Below are 22674 nucleotides of genomic sequence, written 5' to 3'. Positions count from 1 at the left end.
AACAAGAGTGTTACATCCTTATTAGTTAAATTGATTTTGTAAATTAGCCCGAAACTAAAACTTAGCCATGGCCTTACTGATATTCTACGGCATTATTTCTATATTCTTTTCTTTTCTATGCTCTATACTAGAAGCAGTTTTATTAAGTGTTACACCAACATTTATTAATTTAAAAAAACAAGAAGGTAAAACCTATGCCATAGAACTTGAAATCCTTAAAAAAGATGTTGACCGCCCATTAATTGCAATATTAACCTTGAATACGATAGCCCATACTGTTGGTGCTATTTTAGTTGGTGTACAGGCAAAAGTGGCTTACGCTGAAATGTATGGTTCAGAAACAAAAAGTATTTTGGGATTCGAGTATACTGAAGATGTTATGGTGGGCGTCGTCTCTACAATCATGACCATATTAATCTTAGTTGCCTCTGAAATTATTCCGAAAACTATTGGAGCTACCTATTGGAAAGGTTTAGCCAATTTCACAGCAAAAGCATTAAAAATACTCATTTTTCCATTAAAATGGACAGGCATTTTATGGCTACTCCAACTCACAACTAAATTAATTGGAGGTAAGGGGCACGGTAGTGTATTAAGTCGCGAGGGATTTATGGCAATGACGGATATTGCGCATGAAGAGGGTGTTTTTCAAGAAAACGAAAGTAAAATTATTAAAAACCTTCTAACCTTTAAAGAAGTGTTTGCCAAAGATGTAATGACACCAAGAACTGTAATGCAAACCGAAGATGAAACTACGACCGTTGAAGACTTTTTTAAGCGTAATTTAAACCTGCGTTTTTCCAGAATTCCTGTATATGCCGATGATTCAGATAACATTACGGGGCTTGTTTTAAAGGATGAAATTTTTAAAGAAATGGCTTTGGGGAAGGGTTCAAAAAAACTTTCAGGTTTAAAACGTGATATTATTGTTGTTAACCGGGGTTTACCAATTCCCACATTGTTTGAAAAGTTAGTGGAAAGCAGAAACCATATGGCGCTTGTTGTAGATGAGTATGGCTCTGTTAGTGGTTTGGTAACCATGGAAGATGTTATTGAAACACTATTAGGAATGGAAATTATGGACGAGAGTGATAATGTATCAGACCTGCAACACCTGGCTAGAAAAAGTTGGGAAGCTCGCGCTAAAAAGCTTGGTATTATTGAGGAATAAAACAAGATACTAGAAATTAGCATCACCTATAAACAGAAGGGCCTACATTAAAATAAACACTGTAGACCCTTTCTGTAGGAATAAACTAAAATTAATAGCCAATATTTTAGTTACTGGTCTTTCGTTCCCTCCCAAGTACCTGTTAAATTTAAACTGGGATTTCTCCAAGTTCCTGAAGAAGTAGTTGCTCTAAATTTTCCTGTAAATGATGCGCCGTTTTCTGCTGAGCCAACAACGGCATCTAAATTACCATCGTCATCAATAGTGCCATTGAGTGCTAAATTTCGTTGTAAGTCGTTAGAAAATGCGGTGCCTGTTACTGTTCCGTCTGTACCTACAACTACCGAATAATCACCAGAATCTCCACCATCGAAAGTTCCAGACCACGAACCTGCAATAAGAATAAGACTAAACTCTTCTTCTGTATCATTATCGTCACTTCCTGAGCAACCAAAAAGGGTTAACCCTACTAGTAAGAATAGATAGAGTACTGTTTTTGTTGTCTTCATATCATGTAATATTTGTTTTATATACATCGATACATATTTAAAATGTCATCAAAAAAAATATCGTTTTTTATATTTTGTATCTTCAACAAAAAAATAATGGAAGAATGCATCATTAGTTCGCCCTTGGGTTTTACAAAAATTATGGGTAACGAATTAGGAATTTCTTCTGTTTCCATTCTTAATTCTGAAGAAGAAGTTACTGACGTTATTCCTGTAGTTCTTGAAGATTGTGTTACCCAGCTTAACGAATATTTTGATGGCTCTAGAAAAGCGTTTGATTTAAAATTAAATCCTACAGGTACTGAATTTCAGCTTAAAGTCTGGAAACAGTTAGAGAAAATTCCTTTTGGGAAAACACTATCGTATCTTGAGCTTTCTAAAGCACTGGGCGATGTTAAAGCTATTCGTGCTGTTGCCAATGCCAATGGTAAAAATCCGCTTTGGATAATTGTACCTTGTCATCGTGTTATAGGAAGCGATGGGTCGTTAACTGGTTATGCAGGCGGATTGCAACGTAAACAATGGCTTTTAGAACATGAGAGCCCTTATAAACAACAATCCCTTTTTTAAGTGACCCTTAACTTAGCAAACATCTCCTTAATTGTAATTCTGGTAATGGCTTTTACGGGCATGCCCGCGCTAAGGATAGTAGTGGAAAGCCCACAGTGAGGCACGAACGAGGACTTGCAACGGATAGCCTGACCCGACCTTAGGAGGGGTAGCGCCCAAAAAATAATATGTATTAGTATGTATAAGACTTTAAGTAATATAGCCAAACACTTTTTTACTGATGCCCAAATCTATAAATATGGCTTTAATTGGTCGCCTATGTATCGTAGGACTACTGCTAAAATTATAGAAGTTTCTGAAGATTTGCATTTTGTGAAGATTAAAATTCCTTTAAGCTGGAAAAACAGAAATTATGTTGGGACAATTTTTGGTGGAAGCATGCTTGGTGCAACAGACCCTATTTATATGATACAGCTTATGGCCATTTTGGGAAACGATTATATTGTATGGGATAAAGCCGCAACCATAAAGTATAAGAGACCTGCCAGAGAAACTGTGTTTTGTGATTTTGTATTCTCTGAGGTAGAAATTGAAACTATAAAAAAAGATATTGCTAAAAAAGGGGAAATAGATGTTGTGAAAACACCAAATATCCTAAAAAAAGACGGTGCTGTTATTGCTGAATTAAGCAAAACTATTTACGTTGCCGATAAAGGTTTTTACAAGAAAAAACGCCAGCGAAAAGCTAAGTTTAAAAACCAATAAGAATTTTCATATCTTAGTTACAACTTCAAAAACTAAATATGCGATTCCTAAGAAAATTCATAAAATGGTTAGTAATACTAATAGGCTTACTAATTGTTATCCTTTACATTACGGACACTGATTACCTTATTAAGGCTGTAAGAACTATTTATTTAAAAGGGCATACTACTGCTTATCTAGAGGATTATAAATATTTTGATAATAGATCTATTAATAATGGTACCCCGCAACCTTGGCCTTTACATAAAGACTACAATACAGCAAAAGAAACTGCAACGCTAAACCTAATAAACAAGGACAATGGTACGATTGCTTATGTAATTATAAAAAACGATAGTATTTGGTTTGAAAATTATTATGATGGGTTTAATGAAGATTCACAGTCCAACTCGTTTTCTATGGCCAAAAGCTATGTTTCTGGTCTTATGGGTAAAGCTATAGCCGAAGGGTATATAAAAGGCTTAGACCAACCAGTATGTGATTTTTTACCATCATTTAGCGAAGGTTTGGCAGCAAAAATGACGGTTGGCCACTTATCTTCTATGGCGTCTGGTACCACTTGGGATGAACGGTACTATTCGCCTTTTTCTATAGTAACACGCGCCTATTTTGATGATGATTTAGAAAAGGTAATGTTGGGATTAAAAATGGAAAAAGAACCGGGTAAAAGTTTTAAATATTCTAGTGGCGACACACAAATGTTGGCCATGGTTATTGAAAAAGCTACTGGTAAAAAACTGTATGATTATTTAACCGAAAGTTTTTGGAAACCTCTGGGTTGCGAAAACCCAACACTATGGCAGGTAGATAGCGAAGCTCATGATTTGGTAAAGGCGTATTGTTGTATTGCCAGTAATGCCAAAGATTTTGCTCGTTTTGGAAAGCTTTACAAGGACCATGGCAAGTGGAATGGTAAACAAATTTTAGATTCTACTTTTGTTGCTAAATCCTTAAAACCTGTATATCCTGATGGTGCTGTATACGGTTATGGTTGGTGGCTTAAATCTATTGGAGATAAAGACTTTTTTATGATGCGTGGCCATTTAGGGCAATATGTTATTGTTGAACCTAATGACAACCTTATAATTGTAAGATTAGGGCATTCTAAAGGTGTAAATAATGTCGTTGGGCAATTTACTTCTGATATTGATATTTATATAGAAGAAGCCTACAAAATGCTGTCTCAATGATTTCGAAATTAAACCTTGAAGACATCTTATTTCTGGACATTGAAACTGTTCCTGAAACCCAAAGTTTTTCTGATTTAGATACAACAAAACAAACACTTTGGGAACAAAAATCGCAATACCAACGTAAAGATGAATTTACTCCTGAAGCGTTCTACGATAGAGCAGGAATTTGGGCGGAATTCGGAAAAATTATTTGCATTTCGGTGGGTTATTTTAAATTTCAAGGACAAAGACGTATGTTTAGGGTAACCTCGTTTTATGGCGATGAGATTACTATTTTAAAGGATTTTAAAAACTTATTAATAACACATTTTAGTCAAAACAAGCATCTGTTATGTGCCCATAATGGTAAGGAATTCGATTTTCCTTACATTGCTCGCCGTATGATTATCAATGCCATTGAATTACCTTATAAACTCAACCTTTTTGGTAAAAAACCCTGGGAAGTACCTCACTTGGACACCTTAGAACTATGGAAATTTGGCGATTATAAAACATACACATCTTTAAAGCTTTTAACTAATGTTTTAGGTATTCCATCTCCAAAGGACGATATTGATGGTAGTGAAGTTTATGGTGTGTATTATGAGGAAGGTAATATTGACCGAATTATTGATTATTGTGAAAAGGACACCATTGCTGTAGCACAGATTTTTCTTAGATTACGAGGCGATAATCTATTAAACAGTGATGAAATTATACAGGTATAAGAAAGCCCAGATTTAAAAGATCAAATCTGGACTTTCATTAAAAAATATTAATTCTTAGGCTATTCTTTGATAAACCTCTTAATCAACAATTCATCTCCATCATTAACTTCAAGTAGATACATTCCACTCTCAATTCTATCAACATTAATTTTACCTGTGGATGTCCCTTCAATAACAATTTGTCCTAGCATATTCATAACTTTATAGCTAAAGTTAGAAACTCCGGGAACTTCAACATTTAAGAATGCGTCTTTAACCGGGTTAGGATATACTTTAAATTCCTCGAAATCTGCAATACTCTTTTCTATACCTGTTTTGGTAGTACTACCTAAATTCACAAGACTATTACCACTTCCTGTGGCAGATCCAAATCCAGTAATTGTAACTTGATCTACAAAAATTTGGTCATTGTTTCCTGAAGCATCACATTGAAATCTAAATCCAGAATTTGAAGCAAAATTATACACAGATGCTGGAATAACGACAGTTGCATTATAAAATGTATTGTTATTGATGTCTATTCCACTAGCCCAAGTCTCAACAGTGATCCATGAAGATCCATTAAAATAGCGTAACCAAAAATCCTCATTACTTTCCATACTAGTTACGTAAAAGTAAAAATCTACTTGTACCTCAGCAAATGATGTTAAATCTACATTTGAATATGTCATCGATGATGCTGTTCCAGAATTATCACGGATTCTAATCGAGAAACTACCTTCATACGACCTTGAGTCTGATACTCGCGCACAGTCAGTTCCTCCGTCGATCCAACCATCAAGCGCTGTTTCAAAAAAGCCTTGGTGTATAACCACATCTGTAGGTATACTATTTACATTTACCGTTCTGCTTACTTGTGCGGCGGCATTGCCCGCTGCATCGCTTACATCATAGGTCACTATGTACGTACCAGCAGTATTGGTGTCCACCACATCGCCACCGATGACGATGTTCGCCGTGATGTCACCATCTATATTATCGCTTGCCGTGGCGCCTTCTTCTGTATAGGTATCGCCTACATTCAAATCTATCGTGGCATTGCCGTTAAGGGTAATTACTGGAGCGGTAGTATCTGGTATCACGTTTACCGTTCTGGTTACCTGTGTGGCTGCGTTGCCCGCTGCATCGCTTACATCATAGGTCACTATATACGTGCCAGCTGTATTGGTGTCCACTACATCGCCACCGATGACGATGTTCGCCGTGATGTCCCCATCTATATTATCGCTTGCCGTGGCGCCTTCTTCTGTATAGGTATCGCCTACATTCAAATCTATCGTGGCATTGCCGTTAAGGGTAATTACTGGAGCGGTAGTATCTGGTATCACGTTTACCGTTCTGGTTACCTGTGTCGCCGTGTTGCCCGCTGCGTCGCTTACATCATAGGTTACTATGTACGTACCAGCTGTATTGGTGTCCACTACATCGCCACCAATGACGATGTTTGCGGTTATGTCCCCATCTAAATCATCTGTCGCCGTGGCGCCTTCTTCCGTGTAGGTATCGCCTACGTTTAAATCTATCGTAGCATTGCCGTTTAGGGTAATTACTGGAGCGGTGGTATCTGGTATTACGTTTACCGTTCTGGTTACTTGTGTTGCCGCGTTGCCCGCTTCATCGCTCACATCATAGGTCACTATGTACGTGCCCGCTGTATTGGTGTCCACTACATCGCCACCGATAACGATGTTTGCCGTGATGTCCCCATCTATATTATCGCTTGCTGTAGCTCCCTCCTCTGTATAAATACCGCCAATATTTAAATCTAACGTGGCACTGCCATTGAGTGTAATTACTGGAGCAGTGGTATCTGGTATCACGTTTACCGTTCTGGTTACTTGTGTTGCCGCGTTGCCCGCTTCATCGCTCACATCATAGGTCACTATGTACGTGCCCGCTGTATTGGTGTCCACTACATCGCCACCGATAACGATGTTTGCCGTGATGTCCCCATCTATATTATCGCTTGCTGTAGCTCCCTCCTCTGTATAAATACCGCCAATATTTAAATCTAACGTGGCACTGCCATTGAGTGTAATTACTGGAGCAGTGGTATCTGGTATCACGTTTACCGTTCTGGTTACCTGTGTGGCTGCGTTGCCAGCTGCATCGCTTACATCATAGGTCACTATATACGTGCCAGCAGTATTGGTGTCCACTACATCGCCGCCAATGACGATGTTCGCCGTGATGTTACCATCTATATTATCGGTTGCCGTGGCGCCTTCTTCTGTGTAGGTGTCCCCTACGTTTAAATCAACAGTGGCACTGCCATTTAGGGTTATGACCGGAGCGGTGGTATCTGGTATCACGTTTACCGTCCTGGTTACTTGTGTGGCAGCGTTGCCAGCTGCATCGCTCACATCATAGGTTACTATGTACGTGCCAGCAGTATTCGTGTCCACCACATCGCCACCGATAACGATGTTCGCTGTGATGTCCCCATCAATATTATCGCTCGCAGTCGCGCCTTCTTCTGTGTAAGTATCCCCTACGTTTAAATCTATCGTAGCATTGCCGTTTAGGGTAATTACTGGAGCGGTGGTATCTTCCTCTACTGCAGTAAGATTAACATCATCAATAGCAACATCAGCTCTCCAAGTGTCTCCTGTTAACCTATTAAATCTCAATTGAACACTTCCTCCAACATAACTACCTAGGTCTATATTTACCAACAACCACGTATCTCCTTGATTTACTGTTTGATTCCAGAGGCTTACCCAAGATACTCCATCATCATTACTTATTTCTAAATCAACACTTCCCATATCTGCAACACCAAACATATGATATTGAAAACTGAAATTTGCTGCACTAGCACTTGACAAATCAAAACAAGGGGAAGTAATGATCGCTCTCTTACTAGGGTACCCAGTATTATTACCTGATGCTTCAACATATATGTAACTACTACCTTCAACAGCCCCAGATGGTCCCGTGTTGTTCGATTGTGTATTTCCTGAATTTACCAACCAATCTAAATCATCGGCCGATGACTGACTCCAATCTCCAATACTACCTTCAAATCCCTGTGCATAAGGATACGTAGTTATACCTCCTGAACATCCTGGCACTGCTTCTATAACATTTACCGTTCTAGTTACTTGGGTTGCTGCATTTCCTGCTACGTCACTTACATCATAAGTTATTACATAGCTCCCTAAGGTATTACTATCTACAGTATCCCCTCCGACCACAATATTGCTTGTTATATCACCATCTATGTTATCTGTAGCAGTTGCTCCCTCATCATTATAGGTATTTCCTATTATAACATCAACTGCAGCATCTCCATTTAAAGTTATTACTGGAGGTGTAGTATCTACTCCGTCAAATACTGTAACGCTAATAGCATCAATGGCTATATCAGCTTGCCATGTACTACCCACAAACCTATTAAATCTTAACTGAACACTTCCTCCTACATAAGCATCTAAGTTAACATCAACAGGTAACCATGAGTTACCTTGATTTCCAGATTGGCTCCAAAGACTCGTCCAATTAGTACCATTATCGTTGCTAATCTCTAAATCTATTGTCCCCATATCTGCAGCTCCAAACATATGGTATTGAAAACTAAAAGTAGCTTGAACCATTCCTGACAGATCTAAACAAGGCGAGCTTATAATTGCGCGTTTGTCAGGGAAGCCAGTTCCTTCTGTTGAGGCTTCAACATAGATATAACTAGAGCCTTCTATTGCAGCTGATGGCCCCGTATCTGCAGATGGTGTGGTTCCTGAGTTTACTAACCAGTCTAAATCATCTGCTGATGACTGACTCCAATCCCCAATTGATCCTTCAAACCCTTCAGCATAAGGAAATACATTAATGGTTGTACCTGTACAAGCGACAAAATCATTCGTAGTAAAATTAGTAGATGCACTGTAACTTGATGTATTTGTTCCACAAAGGCTTCTTACTTGCACCTCATAATCAGTGCTCGCCACCAAACCTGTTAAATCTGTTGTGGGTACAGTTAGCCCATTAACATCTGTCCAATTAGAATTACCAATATCACGATATCTTAAATCATAAGTTGCAGAAGGAATGTTATCCCAAGTAATAGTAGCAGCTGTTACCGTAACATTATCTGCAGTAACTGAAGTTGGTACAGATAACACACAAGGAGTTTGAATGCTAATTACCCTAAAATCATCAAAAGAAAATCCATCAAAGGTGGTTGTTAAATCATCCTCTCTATTTAAGCTATCACTTTTAAGCCTAAAACGAATTTGCACATTACTCTGTCCCAACAAAAATGTGTTTTCAGTGGCATTGATATAAATCTCTTCCATTACCCATTTGTCCATAGTATCACCATCGTAAACAATATCTCCGTTTGTGGACTGGTGATTCCTAAAGGTAGAGGTGTTTTTGTTCAAATGAAAGTTTGTATCAAAACCAGCTGCTGGTTTATTATAATTACCGCATAAGGCTGTCCAACTACCTCCTCCATTGGTACTTGCCTCTATTTGTACCAAATCATAATTACGCTCCAAATCCCATTTTGCATAATACTGAACCAATGCTTGCGATGTCACTGATAAATCGATTGTTGAATTTAATGTAATGGTTTTATTCTCATTATCACTGTAAGCACCTGATGGCGAATCAGTAATTGCAGCAGAACCAGAATAGGCATCTGTTGTTGTTCCCCAGCTACCTCCTGAGGTTGTCCAATTAGAGGTTCCTGTAACATCTGGATCATCCGCAAATAACACACTTGCTTGATAATACTTAACGTAGTTAGCCTGGTAGAGCACAAAATCATTATTACTTAAGGTAACTTGAAATTCAATTTCATCATTAGGTTGTATGCCGGCATCTAAAGTGTAAGGTACTGTTAAATTTCTTTGCTCTAATTTAGTCCACCCTGTTTGTGTTGATGGCGATGTTATTGAGGTAATGTTCGAGGACACAGGTGCAACTGTTAATGTAATATCATCATAGGTTTTACCTAAGTACTCCACCCCAAAGGTTAAATCTCCAGAAGTTGAGGAAATTGCACTAAGATTAAGGTCGTGTAATTTTGCAAATTTCCCAGAATATAGCACAGAAAGGAAATTCATGCGCATGGCATTTTGAGCAATTGGTGTAATTTGTGAAGGTGCTGGCCAAAAGTCATCTCCATTTTCAGGAGCAAAAGCCAAAATATCTTTTCCTGAACCAGAACTGGTTTGTCCTCCCGAAGTCACTGCAGGGCCACCAAGCATCCAATCGTTTGCATCTCCGTTTGCAGATGTTAGTGTATTTGGTGCAGATCCATAAATATATCTATTGTAATGTGTTAAATCATGACATATTTTAGCGTATTCATCCTCGCGACCAGAATCCGCAGCTGTGAGGCTTCCATTATAAGACGATGTTACTATCGAATTTAATCCAGAATGATGATTTACCCCCACTTTAAAATCATGAAGCGCCACGAAATCTTGAACTATTTGGGTTTCAGGCTCTGAACCTGCAGACGGCCCTCTGTACGTATTACTACTCTCAGTTGGAGATGACCCAGAATTGTCGATACCCCAATAGTAGTTGAAGTTTCTATTCAAATCAATGCCCCTAACATTATTTGACGTCCCTGTTGTACCGTTATCTGCAACACCTGGCCTAAGATTTTTTCGTTGTAAACCTCCTCCGTTAGGTGCAATAACTTCATTCCAACGCAATCCATCAGGATTAATTATCGGTATAAAGTACAGCTCTTGATTATCAACCACATTCTTGATGAAAGGGTCACTGTTATAATTTTCAAGTATGTACCACATAAAGTACATAATATTCATTAAGCTATTAACTTCTCTGGCATGAATCATACCTGTTATTAAAGTTTCTGGCTCATTAGATTCATCGACATCTGGATTATCAGATATCCTAACATAATATACGGTTTGTCCTGGCCATGTAGTACCCCCGGTAGAGTTACCATGAGTAGTCTGACCAGAAGGAGAAGCATCTGTTTTTACAGATATAAGATTTGGATACAAGCTACGCATCAAATCTAATTGAGCTAGGGTTTCGCTTACTGTTAAGCAACCTCCCATACTCCCTAATTGAAAGTTTGTGGGCACTGGCCAGTTTATTTCCTCGCATTCGTCATGTTGTGTAGGATTACCAACTAAGATATTCTGTAAACTCAAACTTTTTTGAGTGGTAGAACCACCAATCTGTTTTTTTGGTTTTTTCTTTAAACTTCTTAAAGTGTTTTTTGCTATTGGTAACTCAAAGGTATTTCTATCACTATAGTATTTGGTTAAATCATCTATTAAAACTTGATAATAGATACCGCTTTTTTGTAGCTCTAATAATTCCGCATAACTAAGTTCTAATTCTAAGTTATTGTTGATAAATCTAGGGCCACATGTTAAATCTATACCTGCTTTCTGAATTTTCTGTAATGTAAATTGAGAAGGGTTGGCAATTGAAATTCTTTTTGGAGTTTGCTTTTCTTGTGAGCAAATAAAAAGCACATTGAAAAGCACTAATAAGGTAAAGGTAATTTTTCTCATAGGGGGTTGGTTAAAAATTAATTTTCATGTTTAAAGTACTATTTTTTTTCAAAAAAACAATCTCTTTATTCATTGATTTAAAGGGATTTAATCATTTTATGGGAAAGCCATATTCTTGATTAAGAAAAAACCTACATTAGCATGTCTGCTCACACAAACTATAGTATAAAACTTCTATTTAGTATATTTGAAAATACTGTTCTTGATGCATGACACCTATTTTATCTGTAAAACACCTCTCCATTGCTTTTAACAATACACACGTTATCCATAATATTTCGTATGATTTAAATGAAAATGAAATATTAGGTATTGTGGGAGAATCTGGTTCTGGAAAATCTGTTTCCTCTTTAGCTATTTTAGGGTTACTCCCTAAACGGATTTCCAAAATTTCGAATGGAAGTATTATTTATAATGCTATTGATATAACACAGCTTACCAATAAAGCGTTTCAAAATATAAGAGGCCTCAAAATAGCAATGATTTTTCAAGAGCCTATGAGTTCTTTAAATCCATCTATGACCTGTGGCAAACAAGTATTAGAAATCTTATTGCAACACACAAACCTATCTAAAAAAGAGGCTAAGATTGAAACATTGTCTTTATTTGAAAAAGTTAGACTTCCAGATATTGAACGTGTTTTTAAAGCTTATCCTCATGAGATTTCTGGAGGGCAAAAACAACGGGTAATGATTGCCATGGCCATTGCTTGTAAACCAGATATTTTAATTGCTGATGAACCCACTACAGCTTTAGATGTTACTGTTCAAAAAGAAATTATTAGTCTCTTAAAAGAGCTACAGGCAGAGACCAAAATGAGCATCATATTCATTACCCACGATTTGGCTTTGATTTCAGAGATAGCTGATAGGGTTTTGGTTATGTATAAGGGTAAGATTGTTGAAACAGGAAGTATTGAAGATATTTTTAAACATCCTAAAAACGATTACACTAGAGCACTAATCAATTCCAGACCTTCTTTAAATGAGCGCTTAAAAGTATTACCAACTATTAAAGATGTTTTGAATGATACTTTAAAGTCTGAAATTATATTACCCTCAGACCGCAAAAAAGCGCATGAGCAATTGTACAGCCAACCCCCCTTATTAGAAGTTATAGATGTAGAAAAAGAATATGTATCTAAATCAGGATGGTTTTCTAAACCAGAATCCTTTAAGGCTGTTAATGGTGTAAGCTTTAAATTGTACGAAGGGGAAACCTTAGGTTTGGTAGGCGAGTCTGGTTGTGGAAAATCTACTTTAGGTAATGCTATTTTACAATTGGATAAAGCAACATCGGGTATTATTAATTATAAAGGCGTAGATATAACCAAGCTATCTTCTACTGAAACCAGGGCGTTGAGAAAAGATATTCAAATAATATTTCAAGATCCTTTTGCTTCATTAAATCCCAGAATCTCCGTAGGCAAAGCGATACTAGAACCTATGCAGGTTCATAAACTTTACGCAACAGATGATGAGCGTAAGGCCAAAGTGATTGAAATTTTAGAACGTGTTGGTTTATCCGAAGCCCACGTTAACAGATATCCCCATGAATTTTCTGGTGGTCAGCGTCAACGTATCGGTATTGCTAGAACCATTGCTTTGCAACCAAAATTAATTGTTTGTGATGAATCTGTGTCTGCCTTGGATATTTCTGTGCAAGCACAAGTTTTAAACCTCCTTAATGAGCTTAAAACTGATTTTGGATTTACCTATATTTTCATATCACATGATTTGGCAGTGGTAAAGTACATGGCAGATCAGCTCTTGGTTATGAACAAGGGAAAAATTGAAGAACTAGGAGATGCAGATCGTATTTATGCTAACCCTAAAAAGGCTTACACAAAAAAGTTAATTGATGCGATTCCAAAAGGGATGTAAAAAGAAAATCTTGCTTAAAATCTAAATAGCAGTAGATTCTATGCAAGATTAATAACATTTAAGCTTATCCCTCTTTTTCGATTAAAGCATAAATATTTTCTTGGTTAAGTAAAGAAATCCTTTTACAAACCGTATTTGTTCGCTCAAAGTTTCCTTAAATTTACTTTCCCTTTTCGTAGGTTGTTCAGATAGATCTGTTGCCATATCATGAGAATTTTAAGTTTATGATAGATTTGAGAAAAATCTATTTTTTAATCTGGTTGATTTGGGACAACTAATATCTTATTTTTTTTCAAAAAACACGATTAAAAACATAAAAAATCGACGAAATGCAATTCTAGTTTGTCTTTTATCGATAAAACCCATATCACTAAATCTTAATCATAAATGTTTTAACTATTTATTAACTCATATAAGCTCTATATTTGAGGACGAAAATTTATTAAGATTTATATGAAAAAGCTTTGGGAAGGATCTCATTTGTTTAAAAAGGAAAGCCATGTACAACACTATTGTAATTGGCTACAAGAAAATCACAACCTAAAGTTTAAAGATTACGATGAGTTATGGGAATGGTCTACCAATAATATTGAAGACTTCTGGGAAAGTATCTGGCACTATTTTAAGATAATATCGCATACCCCATATACAAAAGTATTATCATCTTATAATATGCCAAGCTGTAAATGGTTTGAAGGTGCCTCTATAAATTACGCAGAACATATTTTTAGGACATCTAAACCAGACCAAACAGCTATTTATTTTAGTAATGAAAGTGGTCTTCAAGAAGAAATATCTTGGAAAACTCTTGAAGCTAAAGTAGCTTCTATGGTTATGTATTTTAAATCCCTAGGTGTTACCCAAGGTGATCGTGTTGTAGCTTTTCTGCCAAATGTTCCTGAAGCTACTATAGCCTTTCTTGCTGCAAATGCAATTGGTGCAGTGTGGTCTAGCACCTCTCCAGATTTCGGGACTGAAAGTGTAGTAAATCGTTTTGCCCAAATACAACCCAAAGTGCTCATTGCTGTAGATGGCTATCTTTATAATGGAAAACCTTATAGTAAAACAGACACCGTTAAAGACATAGTTTCTGAACTCCCTACATTAAAAAAGGTTATCATCTTGCCTTATTTAGATAATAATACGCTGGAGCGTTTTTCTGAAGATTACATTGACATAAATACCATCTTTAAAAAGGATGGTGGTAAACTGGAATTTCAACCTGTAGATTTTAACCACCCTATATGGGTGCTATATTCCTCAGGAACCACAGGTTTGCCTAAAGCGATTGTACACTCTCACGGTGGTATTTTATTAGAGCATTATAAGTACATGGCATTTCACAACGATACAAAATCTGGTGAACTCTATTTTTGGTTTACAACAACGGGGTGGATGATGTGGAATTTTTTACAATCGGCCTTGTTGATGGGAGCTTCTATTGTGTTATATGATGGCTCTCCAACCTATCCAAAATTTGATGCGCTTTGGAGCCTTTCAGATAAACTTAAACTTCATCATTTTGGTACTAGTGCACCTTTTTTAGTAGCTAATATGAAAAAGCAGCTAGATTTAAAAGCAGCTCATGATTTGTCGTCTATCCGTTCTATTAGTTCTACAGGTGCTCCATTACCAGCTGAAGCTTTCGATTATGTGTACAATAATATAAAATCTGATGTTTGGTTATGTTCTATGGCTGGAGGTACTGATGTATGTACCGCCTTTGTTGGAGGTACGCCTCTTAATAGTGTGCATTCTGGAGAAATTCAATGTAGAGCTTTAGGTGTATCGCTACATGCCTTAGATGATAATGGTAAACCAATTAAAGATGTTTTAGGTGAGATGGTTATTGACAAACCCATGCCCTCCATGCCTATTTACTTTTGGAATGATGAAAACAATGCAAGATACAAGTCTTCTTATTTTGAGGATTATCCGGGGAAATGGCGCCATGGCGATTTTATTAAAATAAACTCTAAAACAGGAGGTTTGGTAATTTATGGACGCTCTGACGCCACATTAAATAGGCATGGTATTAGAATTGGTACAAGTGAAATATATAGTGCTGTTAATAAAATTTCAGCTGTAGAGGACTCCTTAATTATAAATTTAGAATTGGATGAAGGCAAGCATTACATGCCTTTATTTGTTAAGCTTAAATCTGGTTTTGAATTATCAGAAAACATAAAGTCAAATATCAATAATCAACTAAAAACAGACTATTCTCCACGACATGTTCCTGATGAAATTATTGAAGTTAAAGACATCCCTTATACTATAAGTGGTAAAAAAATGGAAGCTCCTATTAAGAAGATTTTATTAAAAATGCCTATTGAAACCTCAATAAATTTAGACGCCATGCGCAACCCAGAATCTGTTAATTTCTTTATTGAGTTTGCTAAACGTATCTGATTTTTAGTGTAATATTCTTTTTTCCTTATCATCATTTCATTAAAAATACCTCAATGAGGTATTTGAAATCACTTTTCATAATATGACTTTTACAAAAAAATGTAATATGTCAAAATTTTTATTACTTCTATTTGCTCTATTTACCATTAATCAATGTGGAGATTATGCTGAGCCAGGTCAAGACGAAGAAACTTCTACAACTACAGGAAAATCAACTGGTAAACGCCAGCACAAACCATGGTAACCAGTTAACAACAACTCAAAATTAACTACTTATGAAGACATCTATTTTAAAATTTGCAATCGTACTTTTTGGCCTTATTCTATTCTCTAATTGTGAGAATGATGATAATGACAATACGAAATCAGAAATCTGTAATAACGGTATTGATGATGATAACGATGGGTTTACAGATTGTACAGATAATGATTGTGTATGCGAAATTTGCGATAACGGAATAGATGATGATGGAGATGGATTCTTAGACGATGAAGACGACGACTGTACGCCTTAGTCTCCATTTAATAACACTGAATATTCTCTTGCCAATTCATAAATGGAATGGCAATTCAATTTTTTCATTGCTGATTTTCTGTGTGTTCGTACAGTATGATAGCTGATATGCAATTCTTCAGCAATGGCTTTATTGGTTTTATTTTGAAGCAACAGATTGATGACTTGCCTTTCTCTATCTGTTAAATCATGAATATACGAATGCTTTACACCTAACTTTGGGTATACTATTATATTCTTCTTTTTATCATAAATATTGAAGCGGAATTTCCCAATGTAATTGGAGTTTTTAAGTTGTGTTTGCAATACAACAACACCAAATAATTTTCCTGAAGCATTAAACAGATGTCTAACCACTTGGTGCAGCACCCAATTTACAGGTTCTCTTTTTGATTTATAGGCAAACTCACGATTAACGATAAAGTTATTATAAAATTCTTGCGACTTATTTTTAAAAAAATTACGCTGTTTAAGTGTAGAGCTTATCAATAAAGGCACATGCTGAAGTATTGCTCTGGATAATACATACGATGCTCCCTTTTCAAAATATAAAGGTTTGGGTATACCCGTTACACGCTCTATATCTTCATCAACATATATAAACCCATTTTTCTCCATATCAAAAACAGTAAGCGCAGAAACACCGATACCGTTTTTAAACACCTCAAGGTTTTCAGTAAGTTTCTCTGTTAACTGTGTTTTAAATGATTCTGGAGTAACACCAATAATACTACTCCATATCGTTTTGAAGTTTTGAAATGAGTCTGTTTGCAAAGTATTGATTAATAAATATTTGAGTACTTTATCATTAACCAAAGTCTAAATCTTCGGGAATGTCATCATCTTTTAAATCATTACCATCTATCACTGTTTTCCCAGTAGCTTTAGAGCAATCTACTGTTATGGATAAGCTTTCTGGAGCCTCAAACTCTTCTTTGGAAATATTTAAATTTTCATCAGCATAACAGCTTTTCATATAAATACCCCAAATTGGCAGTGCCATCACACCCCCTTGACCATATCCTATACCACTAAAATGTATAGATCTTTCTTCTCCACCAACCCAAACTCCAGTTACTAAATTAGGTACCATGCCCATAAACCAACCATCACTTTGGTTTTGCGTAGTCCCTGTTTTTCCAGCAATAGAATTAGTAAACTCATAAGGATAGCCAGTTACAACTTTCTTATAGACAGCAAAATTTTTCTTGTAATTATGACGTAAGCCAGATCCTGAGCCACTTTGAGTAACACCTTCCATAAGTTTAACTGCAACATAAGCCGTTTCTTCACTTAAAACATCTCGAGTCTCTGGTTTAAATTGGTATAAAATCGTACCATTTTTATCTTCAATACTAGTAACCATTACAGGTTTGGTGTATACCCCTTTATTAGCGAAAGCAGAATATGCTCCCACCATTTCATAAACGCTAACATCTGGTGTACCTAAAGCAATTGACGGTACTGGAGGAATTTCAGACTCTACACCCAATTTCACGGCTAAATCTGCAACAGTTTGTGGCCCAACCTTATCAATTAAACGTGCAGTAACTGTATTAACAGAATTAGCTAATGCGTTTTTTAAACTGCGATTACCACCATAATTATGATTTGAATTTTTAGGACACCACTCTTCAGGATTACCATATTTATTAGCTTCTATACAAAACGGTGTGTCTGGAAACTCATCGCATGGCGAAAAATGCAATTGATCTATTGCGGAGGTATACACAAAAGGCTTAAAGGTAGACCCTATTTGTCGTTTACCCTGTTTTACCATATCGTATTGAAAATGCTTATAATCCATACCACCTACCCATGCTTTTACATGTCCTGTACGTGGATCCATAGACATCATACCTGTTCTCAAGAACGATTTGTAATAACGCATAGAATCAATGGGCTTCATAATGGTGTCTATTTCTGATGGCTTTCCATCCTTCCATGCAAAAACCGACATTGCTACTGGCTTTTGAAAAGATGCGATAATCTCTTCATTTGATTTTTTTAAATCGTATTTCATGTGTCGCCAACGCTCTGATTGACGCATAGAACGATTCATCAAATCTTTTATCTCTTTATTATCTAACTCTAAAAAAGGTGCCGTTGGATTTCGTTTTGGTGTATTCTGTGCAAAAAATTCGGCCTGCAACCTTGGCATATGTTGCTGTACTGCATCCTCTGCATACTGTTGCATACGGGAATCTATTGTGGTGTAAATGGTTAAACCATCGTTGTACAAACTCCATTTAGTGCCATCTGGTTTTGGGTTTTTCTTAATCCAGTCTTTCATAAATGTTGCTAGATATCCTCTAAAATAAGTAGCAATTCCGTCACGATGTGATTGTGGCGTATATTTTAAATCGAGTTCTGTTTTTTGAAGCGAATCTTTTAATGCTTCATTTATATAACCATACTTACACATTTGCGCTAGCACAACATTTCTTCTATCCTTGACTCTCTCAGGATACTTTCTGGGATTAAAATAAGAAGCGTTTTTAAACATCCCAACTAACATTGCCGACTCTTTTAAACTTAATTCGTTCGGTTCTTTATCAAAATAAATGCTAGAAGCACTTCTGATACCATCAGCATTATTTAAAAAATCATAGATATTAAAGTACTGAGCTATAATTTCTTTTTTAGTGTACTGACGTTCTAAACGTGTAGCTATAATCCATTCCTTAACTTTTTGAAAAACTCTTTCAAATTTACTGCTAGAGACCTTAACTGTAAAAAGTTGTTTTGCCAATTGTTGTGATATTGTGCTAGCACCACCACCTTTACCAAGCTTAGCTATAGCACGTAATGTCCCTCTAGCATCAATACCAGAATGTTCATGAAAACGTACATCTTCAGTAGCTATTAATGCATCAACTAAATGTTCTGGTAATTCTTCATAACCAACAGGTGTTCTATTATCATTAAAATAAAACTTACCTAATGTTTTACCATCAGAAGAAATAATCTCAGTAGCTAAATTAGTTTTTGGATTTTCTAAAACCGTGTGATCAGGCATTTCTCCAAGTACACCCCAAGACGCTAATAAAAACACTAGAATTAATCCAAAAATCCCCCCTAAAAACACCATCCAAAACCATCTTATATATTTTGAAAAGCTTTCTACTGGGGCTGTTTCTTTTTTTGCTTTTGCCATTTCTTTTTAAATATTAAAGACACTCTACTTTAAGCCTATAAAAACTGGGGCAAAAAACTAAGTGTGACAATTGATACTTTTATTTACTTATTGTGGCTTTTCTACTCTAAAACCAACATCAGTGATACCTTCTAAATTGGTAACGCCATTTACTTTGCCTCTCTCTCTCATGGCATGTTGAATATGAACTTCATACTCGCCAAATTCATTAAAAACAACGCTTTCTTTATACCACAATTTATTTTCTTTTATATCGGAAACACCTGTACCTAATAACTTTCCTGAGGGTTCTGCCATACGGTATTCTAGAGTGTCCTTGATGGTTTTTCCATGAGGAAATGTCATCTCCACTATTAAAAATAAATTATTGTACTTATAGGCATTGGTATTTCTAAGGTTTATAAATAAATTGTATGGGTTAATAGTATCTGGTGGGTTAATTTTAAAACTTGCTACAGAGTCTTTGTGCCATGCATTAGGTACAGATTTGTAGGCATCAAAAACTCGGTTTTTGTCACAAGACAACATACACAACAACAATAGTATTACTAAGACACTATTTTTGATTGTTCTTAGCATTTTGCGGTTTTCTTTTATTGTTTCGTCTTCTTTTATTTTTGTTTGTGTTATTATTGTTGGTAGTTTCCTTTTTATTGCCTTGACTACTTTTAGTATTCCTCTGGTTACCCTTGCGCTTATTATTTCTACGTTTTTTATTACGTTTTGGACTATCAAAACGTGTTAAACTATCTTGTCCAACAACGTTTTCAAACGATGTTTTAGTATCTTCAACAAGATCTAGAGCGTATTCTTCAAGGCTTATTACTTTTTTATTCTGCTTATTTAGCTCAATGATTTCATTGGCCTGTACTACTGTTATTTTATGCCAATTCATCCACTCTCCCTCATATGCATACCACATATGTCCCTTAAAAATATCTGTTTTCTGGCATACAGCAGTTCCTTTCTCTGTCTGAAGTTTTATATCTGTTTTAGGAAAATCTTTTAAAGCATCTAAATACGTATCCAGCTCGTAGTTTAAGCAACATTTAAGCTTTCCACATTGCCCTGCAAGTTTCTGCGGATTTAATGATAATTGCTGGTAACGCGCTGCAGAAGTGCTTACCGAACGAAAATCTGTTAACCAGGTGGAACAACATAATTCACGTCCACAAGACCCTATACCACCAAGTCTGGAGGCTTCTTGACGAAATCCTACTTGGCGCATTTCTATACGTGTTCTAAACTCCCTTGCAAATACCTTAATGAGTTCCCTAAAATCTACACGCTCTTCAGCAGTGTAATAAAATGTGGCTTTGCTACCGTCTCCTTGAAACTCAATATCAGAAATTTTCATCTCAAGTCGTAAATCAATAGCAAATTGCCTTGCCTTTACTTTCATAGGCTCCTCTCTATCACGAGATTTTTGCCATATATCTATATCTTTTTGAGATGCTTTTCTGTAGATTTTTAAAATATCGTCCCCTTCTGGAGCTATGTTTTTACGTTTCATTTGAACACGTACTAACTCTCCTGTAAGGGTTACCATGCCTATATCATGACCTGTCTGGGCCTGTGTAGCTACAATATCTCCAATGCTTAAGGTTAAATTCTCGGTGTTTTTATAATAGTGTTTCCTACCGTTTTTATAACGAACTTCAATCCAGTTAAAAGGTGTTTCACCATTGGGAAGAGACATATTTGCTAACCAGTCAAAAACCGTTAGTTTATTACAACTGTCTGTTCCACAAGTACCATTATTTTTACAGCCCTTTGGAGAGCCGTCTTTAGTTGAGCAACTTGCGCAAGCCATATTTTATATATTGAATCCGTTAATAATTAAATTATTACGAATGGAGATTCATACCTGATTATTCATTAAAATGCAAAACAGCACTTAAAAATGTAAATATAGGATTATCTGGGTACTTAAAAAAGAGAGCGTAACAATCTCTAACAGTGATTCGCATAAATTCTTCTTGAGACCAAGCAGTTGCTTAACTCTTTAAAACCCATAAAACACCAATACGTTCTGTAATTTAGTCTTTTTCTTGTTTTAATGTTTCAAAAATATTCCTCAAATCCTTTTTGTAAGGCAAATGGTCGGCACGTCCTTTCTTAAAGATATCATTACTATTTCCTTGGCCTTTACGCAGAGCTTTTTGCTCCTCATAAGGTAAAGCATGTATCTCTTTACACGATGTTGAGCAACAGTTGTTCATCTCCTCCTTACAAGAATCACATTGAATAAATAATAAGTGACATGCATCGTTAGCACAATTGGTATGTACATCACAAGGGATGCCACATTGATGACATTGCGCAATTACATCGTCACTTATCTTTTCCGCCCTACGTTCATCAAACACAAAGTTCTTACCTATAAATTTATTTTCAAGATTGCTTTCTTTTACCTGTCTAGTATACTCAATAATACCACCTTCCAATTGAAACACATTCTTAAAACCTTTATGTTTAAAATAGGCACTTGCTTTCTCACAGCGTATACCTCCCGTACAGTACATTACTAAATTCTTATCTTCTTTGTGTTCTTTCAAATCGTCCTCAATAATATCTAGAGATTCTCTAAACGTATCAACATCAGGCGTAATCGCATTTTTAAAATGCCCTATTTCACTTTCGTAATGGTTGCGCATGTCTACCAAAACGGTATTCTCATCCTCAATAAGTGTGTTAAATCTATCAGCACCAACATGTACACCCTTATTGGTTACATCAAATGTATCATCATTTAATCCATCAGCTACAATTTTATGACGCACTTTTACTTTCAATTTTAAAAAAGACATGTTATCCTGTTCTACAGCAATATTTAAACGAATATCTTTCAAAAAATCAATGGTATCTAGATGTGTTTTAAATTCTTGAAAACGATCTGCAGGAAGCGATAATTGACCATTAATACCTTCGGTAGCTACATAAATTCTACCTAAAACGTCAAGGGAATTCCAAACTATAAAAAGTTGATCTCTAAATTCTTGAGGATTCTCAATTTTGGCATATTTGTAAAAAGAGAGTGTTAATCGATCCTTACCGGCTTTTTCGATTAATTCTGCTCTTTCTTTTGCACTTAATGTATTGTACAGTTGCATGCTATACTAATTTTAAGGTTAAGAAATATTTTAAAGGACAAAAGTACAATTTATTGCCAAGTATGCTAATTTCAACACATAATTTGTGCGTTACCTCAAGGGTCGGGCCTGCCTGTATTCTAAGGTTTATCCTAATTTTTATGCTGCAAATTTAAAGGTTTCCACATAAGGTGTTTGTCTTTTTGCTACAGCAAAGATTCTGCTAACAATTTTGTTTCTAATAATATTAAG

The 22674-nt window shown here is 36.0% G+C and carries 16 protein-coding genes; 9 read left to right on the top strand and 7 right to left on the bottom strand.

Annotated features, from left to right (window positions below; genetic code table 11):
• Nucleotides 1–67 precede the first annotated feature (67 nt).
• The gene (locus tag JS605_RS09145; RefSeq protein WP_203257418.1) at nt 68–1171 is read left to right on the top strand and encodes a CNNM domain-containing protein; all 1104 of its coding nucleotides are present in this window, start codon (nt 68–70) and stop codon (nt 1169–1171) included.
• Nucleotides 1172–1281: 110 nt separating this feature from the next.
• On the opposite strand, the gene JS605_RS09140 is transcribed toward JS605_RS09145, so the two are convergent.
• Nucleotides 1282–1680 (bottom strand): hypothetical protein, encoded by a 399-nt coding sequence (locus JS605_RS09140; protein ID WP_203257417.1) that lies wholly within the window; start codon nt 1678–1680, stop codon nt 1282–1284.
• 96 nt (nt 1681–1776) lie between these two features.
• Between JS605_RS09140 and JS605_RS09135 the strand changes: the two genes are divergently transcribed.
• The 4 genes from JS605_RS09135 to JS605_RS09120 all read left to right on the top strand — a co-directional run bounded on the left by JS605_RS09135 (nt 1777) and on the right by JS605_RS09120 (nt 4855).
• A complete protein-coding gene (locus JS605_RS09135; RefSeq protein ID WP_203257416.1) occupies nt 1777–2250 on the top strand; it encodes a methylated-DNA--[protein]-cysteine S-methyltransferase in 474 nt (157 codons plus the stop codon).
• Nucleotides 2251–2427: 177 nt separating this feature from the next.
• Nucleotides 2428–2955 (top strand): DUF4442 domain-containing protein, encoded by a 528-nt coding sequence (locus tag JS605_RS09130; protein ID WP_203257415.1) that lies wholly within the window; start codon nt 2428–2430, stop codon nt 2953–2955.
• 38 nt (nt 2956–2993) lie between these two features.
• A complete protein-coding gene (locus tag JS605_RS09125) occupies nt 2994–4145 on the top strand; it encodes a serine hydrolase domain-containing protein (protein WP_203257414.1) in 1152 nt (383 codons plus the stop codon).
• Nucleotides 4142–4855 carry a 3'-5' exonuclease gene (locus tag JS605_RS09120; RefSeq protein ID WP_203257413.1) on the top strand — a complete coding sequence of 238 codons (714 nt, stop codon included), beginning with the start codon at nt 4142–4144 and terminating at the stop codon, nt 4853–4855. The genes JS605_RS09125 and JS605_RS09120 overlap by 4 nt, the downstream gene beginning before the upstream one ends.
• Nucleotides 4856–4914: 59 nt before the next feature.
• On the opposite strand, the gene JS605_RS09115 is transcribed toward JS605_RS09120, so the two are convergent.
• Entirely contained in the window at nt 4915–11364 is a 6450-nt protein-coding gene (locus tag JS605_RS09115) for an immunoglobulin-like domain-containing protein (RefSeq protein WP_203257412.1), read from the bottom strand.
• A gap of 209 nt (nt 11365–11573) precedes the next feature.
• Here JS605_RS09115 and JS605_RS09110 point away from each other — a divergent pair, with 209 nt between their 5' ends.
• From JS605_RS09110 to JS605_RS09095, 4 genes are all read left to right on the top strand, one after another.
• Nucleotides 11574–13247: an ABC transporter ATP-binding protein gene (locus JS605_RS09110; protein ID WP_203257411.1), complete on the top strand. Its 1674-nt coding sequence runs from the start codon at nt 11574–11576 to the stop codon at nt 13245–13247.
• Between the two features lie 453 nt (nt 13248–13700).
• Nucleotides 13701–15659, top strand: a complete 1959-nt coding sequence (locus JS605_RS09105; RefSeq protein ID WP_203257410.1) for an acetoacetate--CoA ligase — start codon at nt 13701–13703, stop codon at nt 15657–15659.
• A 106-nt stretch (nt 15660–15765) separates the two neighbouring features.
• Complete coding sequence (locus JS605_RS09100; RefSeq protein WP_203257409.1) at nt 15766–15903, top strand: hypothetical protein; 138 nt, start codon at nt 15766–15768, stop codon at nt 15901–15903.
• Nucleotides 15904–15934: 31 nt separating this feature from the next.
• Complete coding sequence (locus JS605_RS09095) at nt 15935–16174, top strand: S8/S53 family peptidase (protein ID WP_203257408.1); 240 nt, start codon at nt 15935–15937, stop codon at nt 16172–16174.
• Here JS605_RS09095 and JS605_RS09090 read toward each other — a convergent pair.
• The 5 genes from JS605_RS09090 to trhO form a co-directional block, all read right to left on the bottom strand.
• Nucleotides 16171–16947 carry a helix-turn-helix transcriptional regulator gene (locus JS605_RS09090; protein WP_203257407.1) on the bottom strand — a complete coding sequence of 259 codons (777 nt, stop codon included), beginning with the start codon at nt 16945–16947 and terminating at the stop codon, nt 16171–16173. The two genes, JS605_RS09095 and JS605_RS09090, sit on opposite strands and share 4 nt — an antisense overlap.
• A gap of 34 nt (nt 16948–16981) precedes the next feature.
• The gene (locus tag JS605_RS09085) at nt 16982–19330 is read right to left on the bottom strand and encodes a penicillin-binding protein 1A (protein WP_203257406.1); all 2349 of its coding nucleotides are present in this window, start codon (nt 19328–19330) and stop codon (nt 16982–16984) included.
• Between the two features lie 87 nt (nt 19331–19417).
• The gene (locus JS605_RS09080; RefSeq protein WP_203257405.1) at nt 19418–19909 is read right to left on the bottom strand and encodes a gliding motility lipoprotein GldH; all 492 of its coding nucleotides are present in this window, start codon (nt 19907–19909) and stop codon (nt 19418–19420) included.
• On the bottom strand, nt 19887–21143 hold the full coding sequence (locus JS605_RS09075) for a PSP1 domain-containing protein (RefSeq protein WP_203257404.1): 1257 nt from the start codon (nt 21141–21143) through the stop codon (nt 19887–19889). Before JS605_RS09075 ends, JS605_RS09080 begins: the two co-directional genes overlap by 23 nt.
• Nucleotides 21144–21369: 226 nt before the next feature.
• Entirely contained in the window at nt 21370–22443 is a 1074-nt protein-coding gene (gene trhO / locus JS605_RS09070) for an oxygen-dependent tRNA uridine(34) hydroxylase TrhO (RefSeq protein WP_203257403.1), read from the bottom strand.
• Nucleotides 22444–22674 lie beyond the last annotated feature (231 nt).

Source organism: Hyunsoonleella ulvae (assembly GCF_016827605.1).
Lineage (GTDB): Bacteria > Bacteroidota > Bacteroidia > Flavobacteriales > Flavobacteriaceae > Jejuia > Jejuia ulvae.
The sequence above is the reverse complement of the archived record's forward strand: the minus strand, read 5'-3'. Positions and strand labels throughout refer to the sequence as shown.

Bases quoted from the DNA above. Each gene is read 5' to 3' on its own strand.
- JS605_RS09130 (WP_203257415.1), top strand. From the start codon at position 2,428: ATGTATAAGACTTTAAGTAATATAGCCAAACACTTTTTTACTGATGCC.
- JS605_RS09125 (WP_203257414.1), top strand. From the start codon at position 2,994: ATGCGATTCCTAAGAAAATTCATAAAATGGTTAGTAATACTAATAGGC.
- JS605_RS09140 (WP_203257417.1), bottom strand. From the start codon at position 1,680: ATGAAGACAACAAAAACAGTACTCTATCTATTCTTACTAGTAGGGTTA.
- JS605_RS09110 (WP_203257411.1), top strand. From the start codon at position 11,574: ATGACACCTATTTTATCTGTAAAACACCTCTCCATTGCTTTTAACAAT.
- JS605_RS09105 (WP_203257410.1), top strand. From the start codon at position 13,701: ATGAAAAAGCTTTGGGAAGGATCTCATTTGTTTAAAAAGGAAAGCCAT.
- trhO (WP_203257403.1), bottom strand. From the start codon at position 22,443: ATGCAACTGTACAATACATTAAGTGCAAAAGAAAGAGCAGAATTAATC.
- JS605_RS09115 (WP_203257412.1), bottom strand. From the start codon at position 11,364: ATGAGAAAAATTACCTTTACCTTATTAGTGCTTTTCAATGTGCTTTTT.
- JS605_RS09080 (WP_203257405.1), bottom strand. From the start codon at position 19,909: ATGCTAAGAACAATCAAAAATAGTGTCTTAGTAATACTATTGTTGTTG.
- JS605_RS09085 (WP_203257406.1), bottom strand. From the start codon at position 19,330: ATGGCAAAAGCAAAAAAAGAAACAGCCCCAGTAGAAAGCTTTTCAAAA.
- JS605_RS09135 (WP_203257416.1), top strand. From the start codon at position 1,777: ATGGAAGAATGCATCATTAGTTCGCCCTTGGGTTTTACAAAAATTATG.
- JS605_RS09095 (WP_203257408.1), top strand. From the start codon at position 15,935: ATGAAGACATCTATTTTAAAATTTGCAATCGTACTTTTTGGCCTTATT.
- JS605_RS09075 (WP_203257404.1), bottom strand. From the start codon at position 21,143: ATGGCTTGCGCAAGTTGCTCAACTAAAGACGGCTCTCCAAAGGGCTGT.
- JS605_RS09120 (WP_203257413.1), top strand. From the start codon at position 4,142: ATGATTTCGAAATTAAACCTTGAAGACATCTTATTTCTGGACATTGAA.
- JS605_RS09145 (WP_203257418.1), top strand. From the start codon at position 68: ATGGCCTTACTGATATTCTACGGCATTATTTCTATATTCTTTTCTTTT.
- JS605_RS09100 (WP_203257409.1), top strand. From the start codon at position 15,766: ATGTCAAAATTTTTATTACTTCTATTTGCTCTATTTACCATTAATCAA.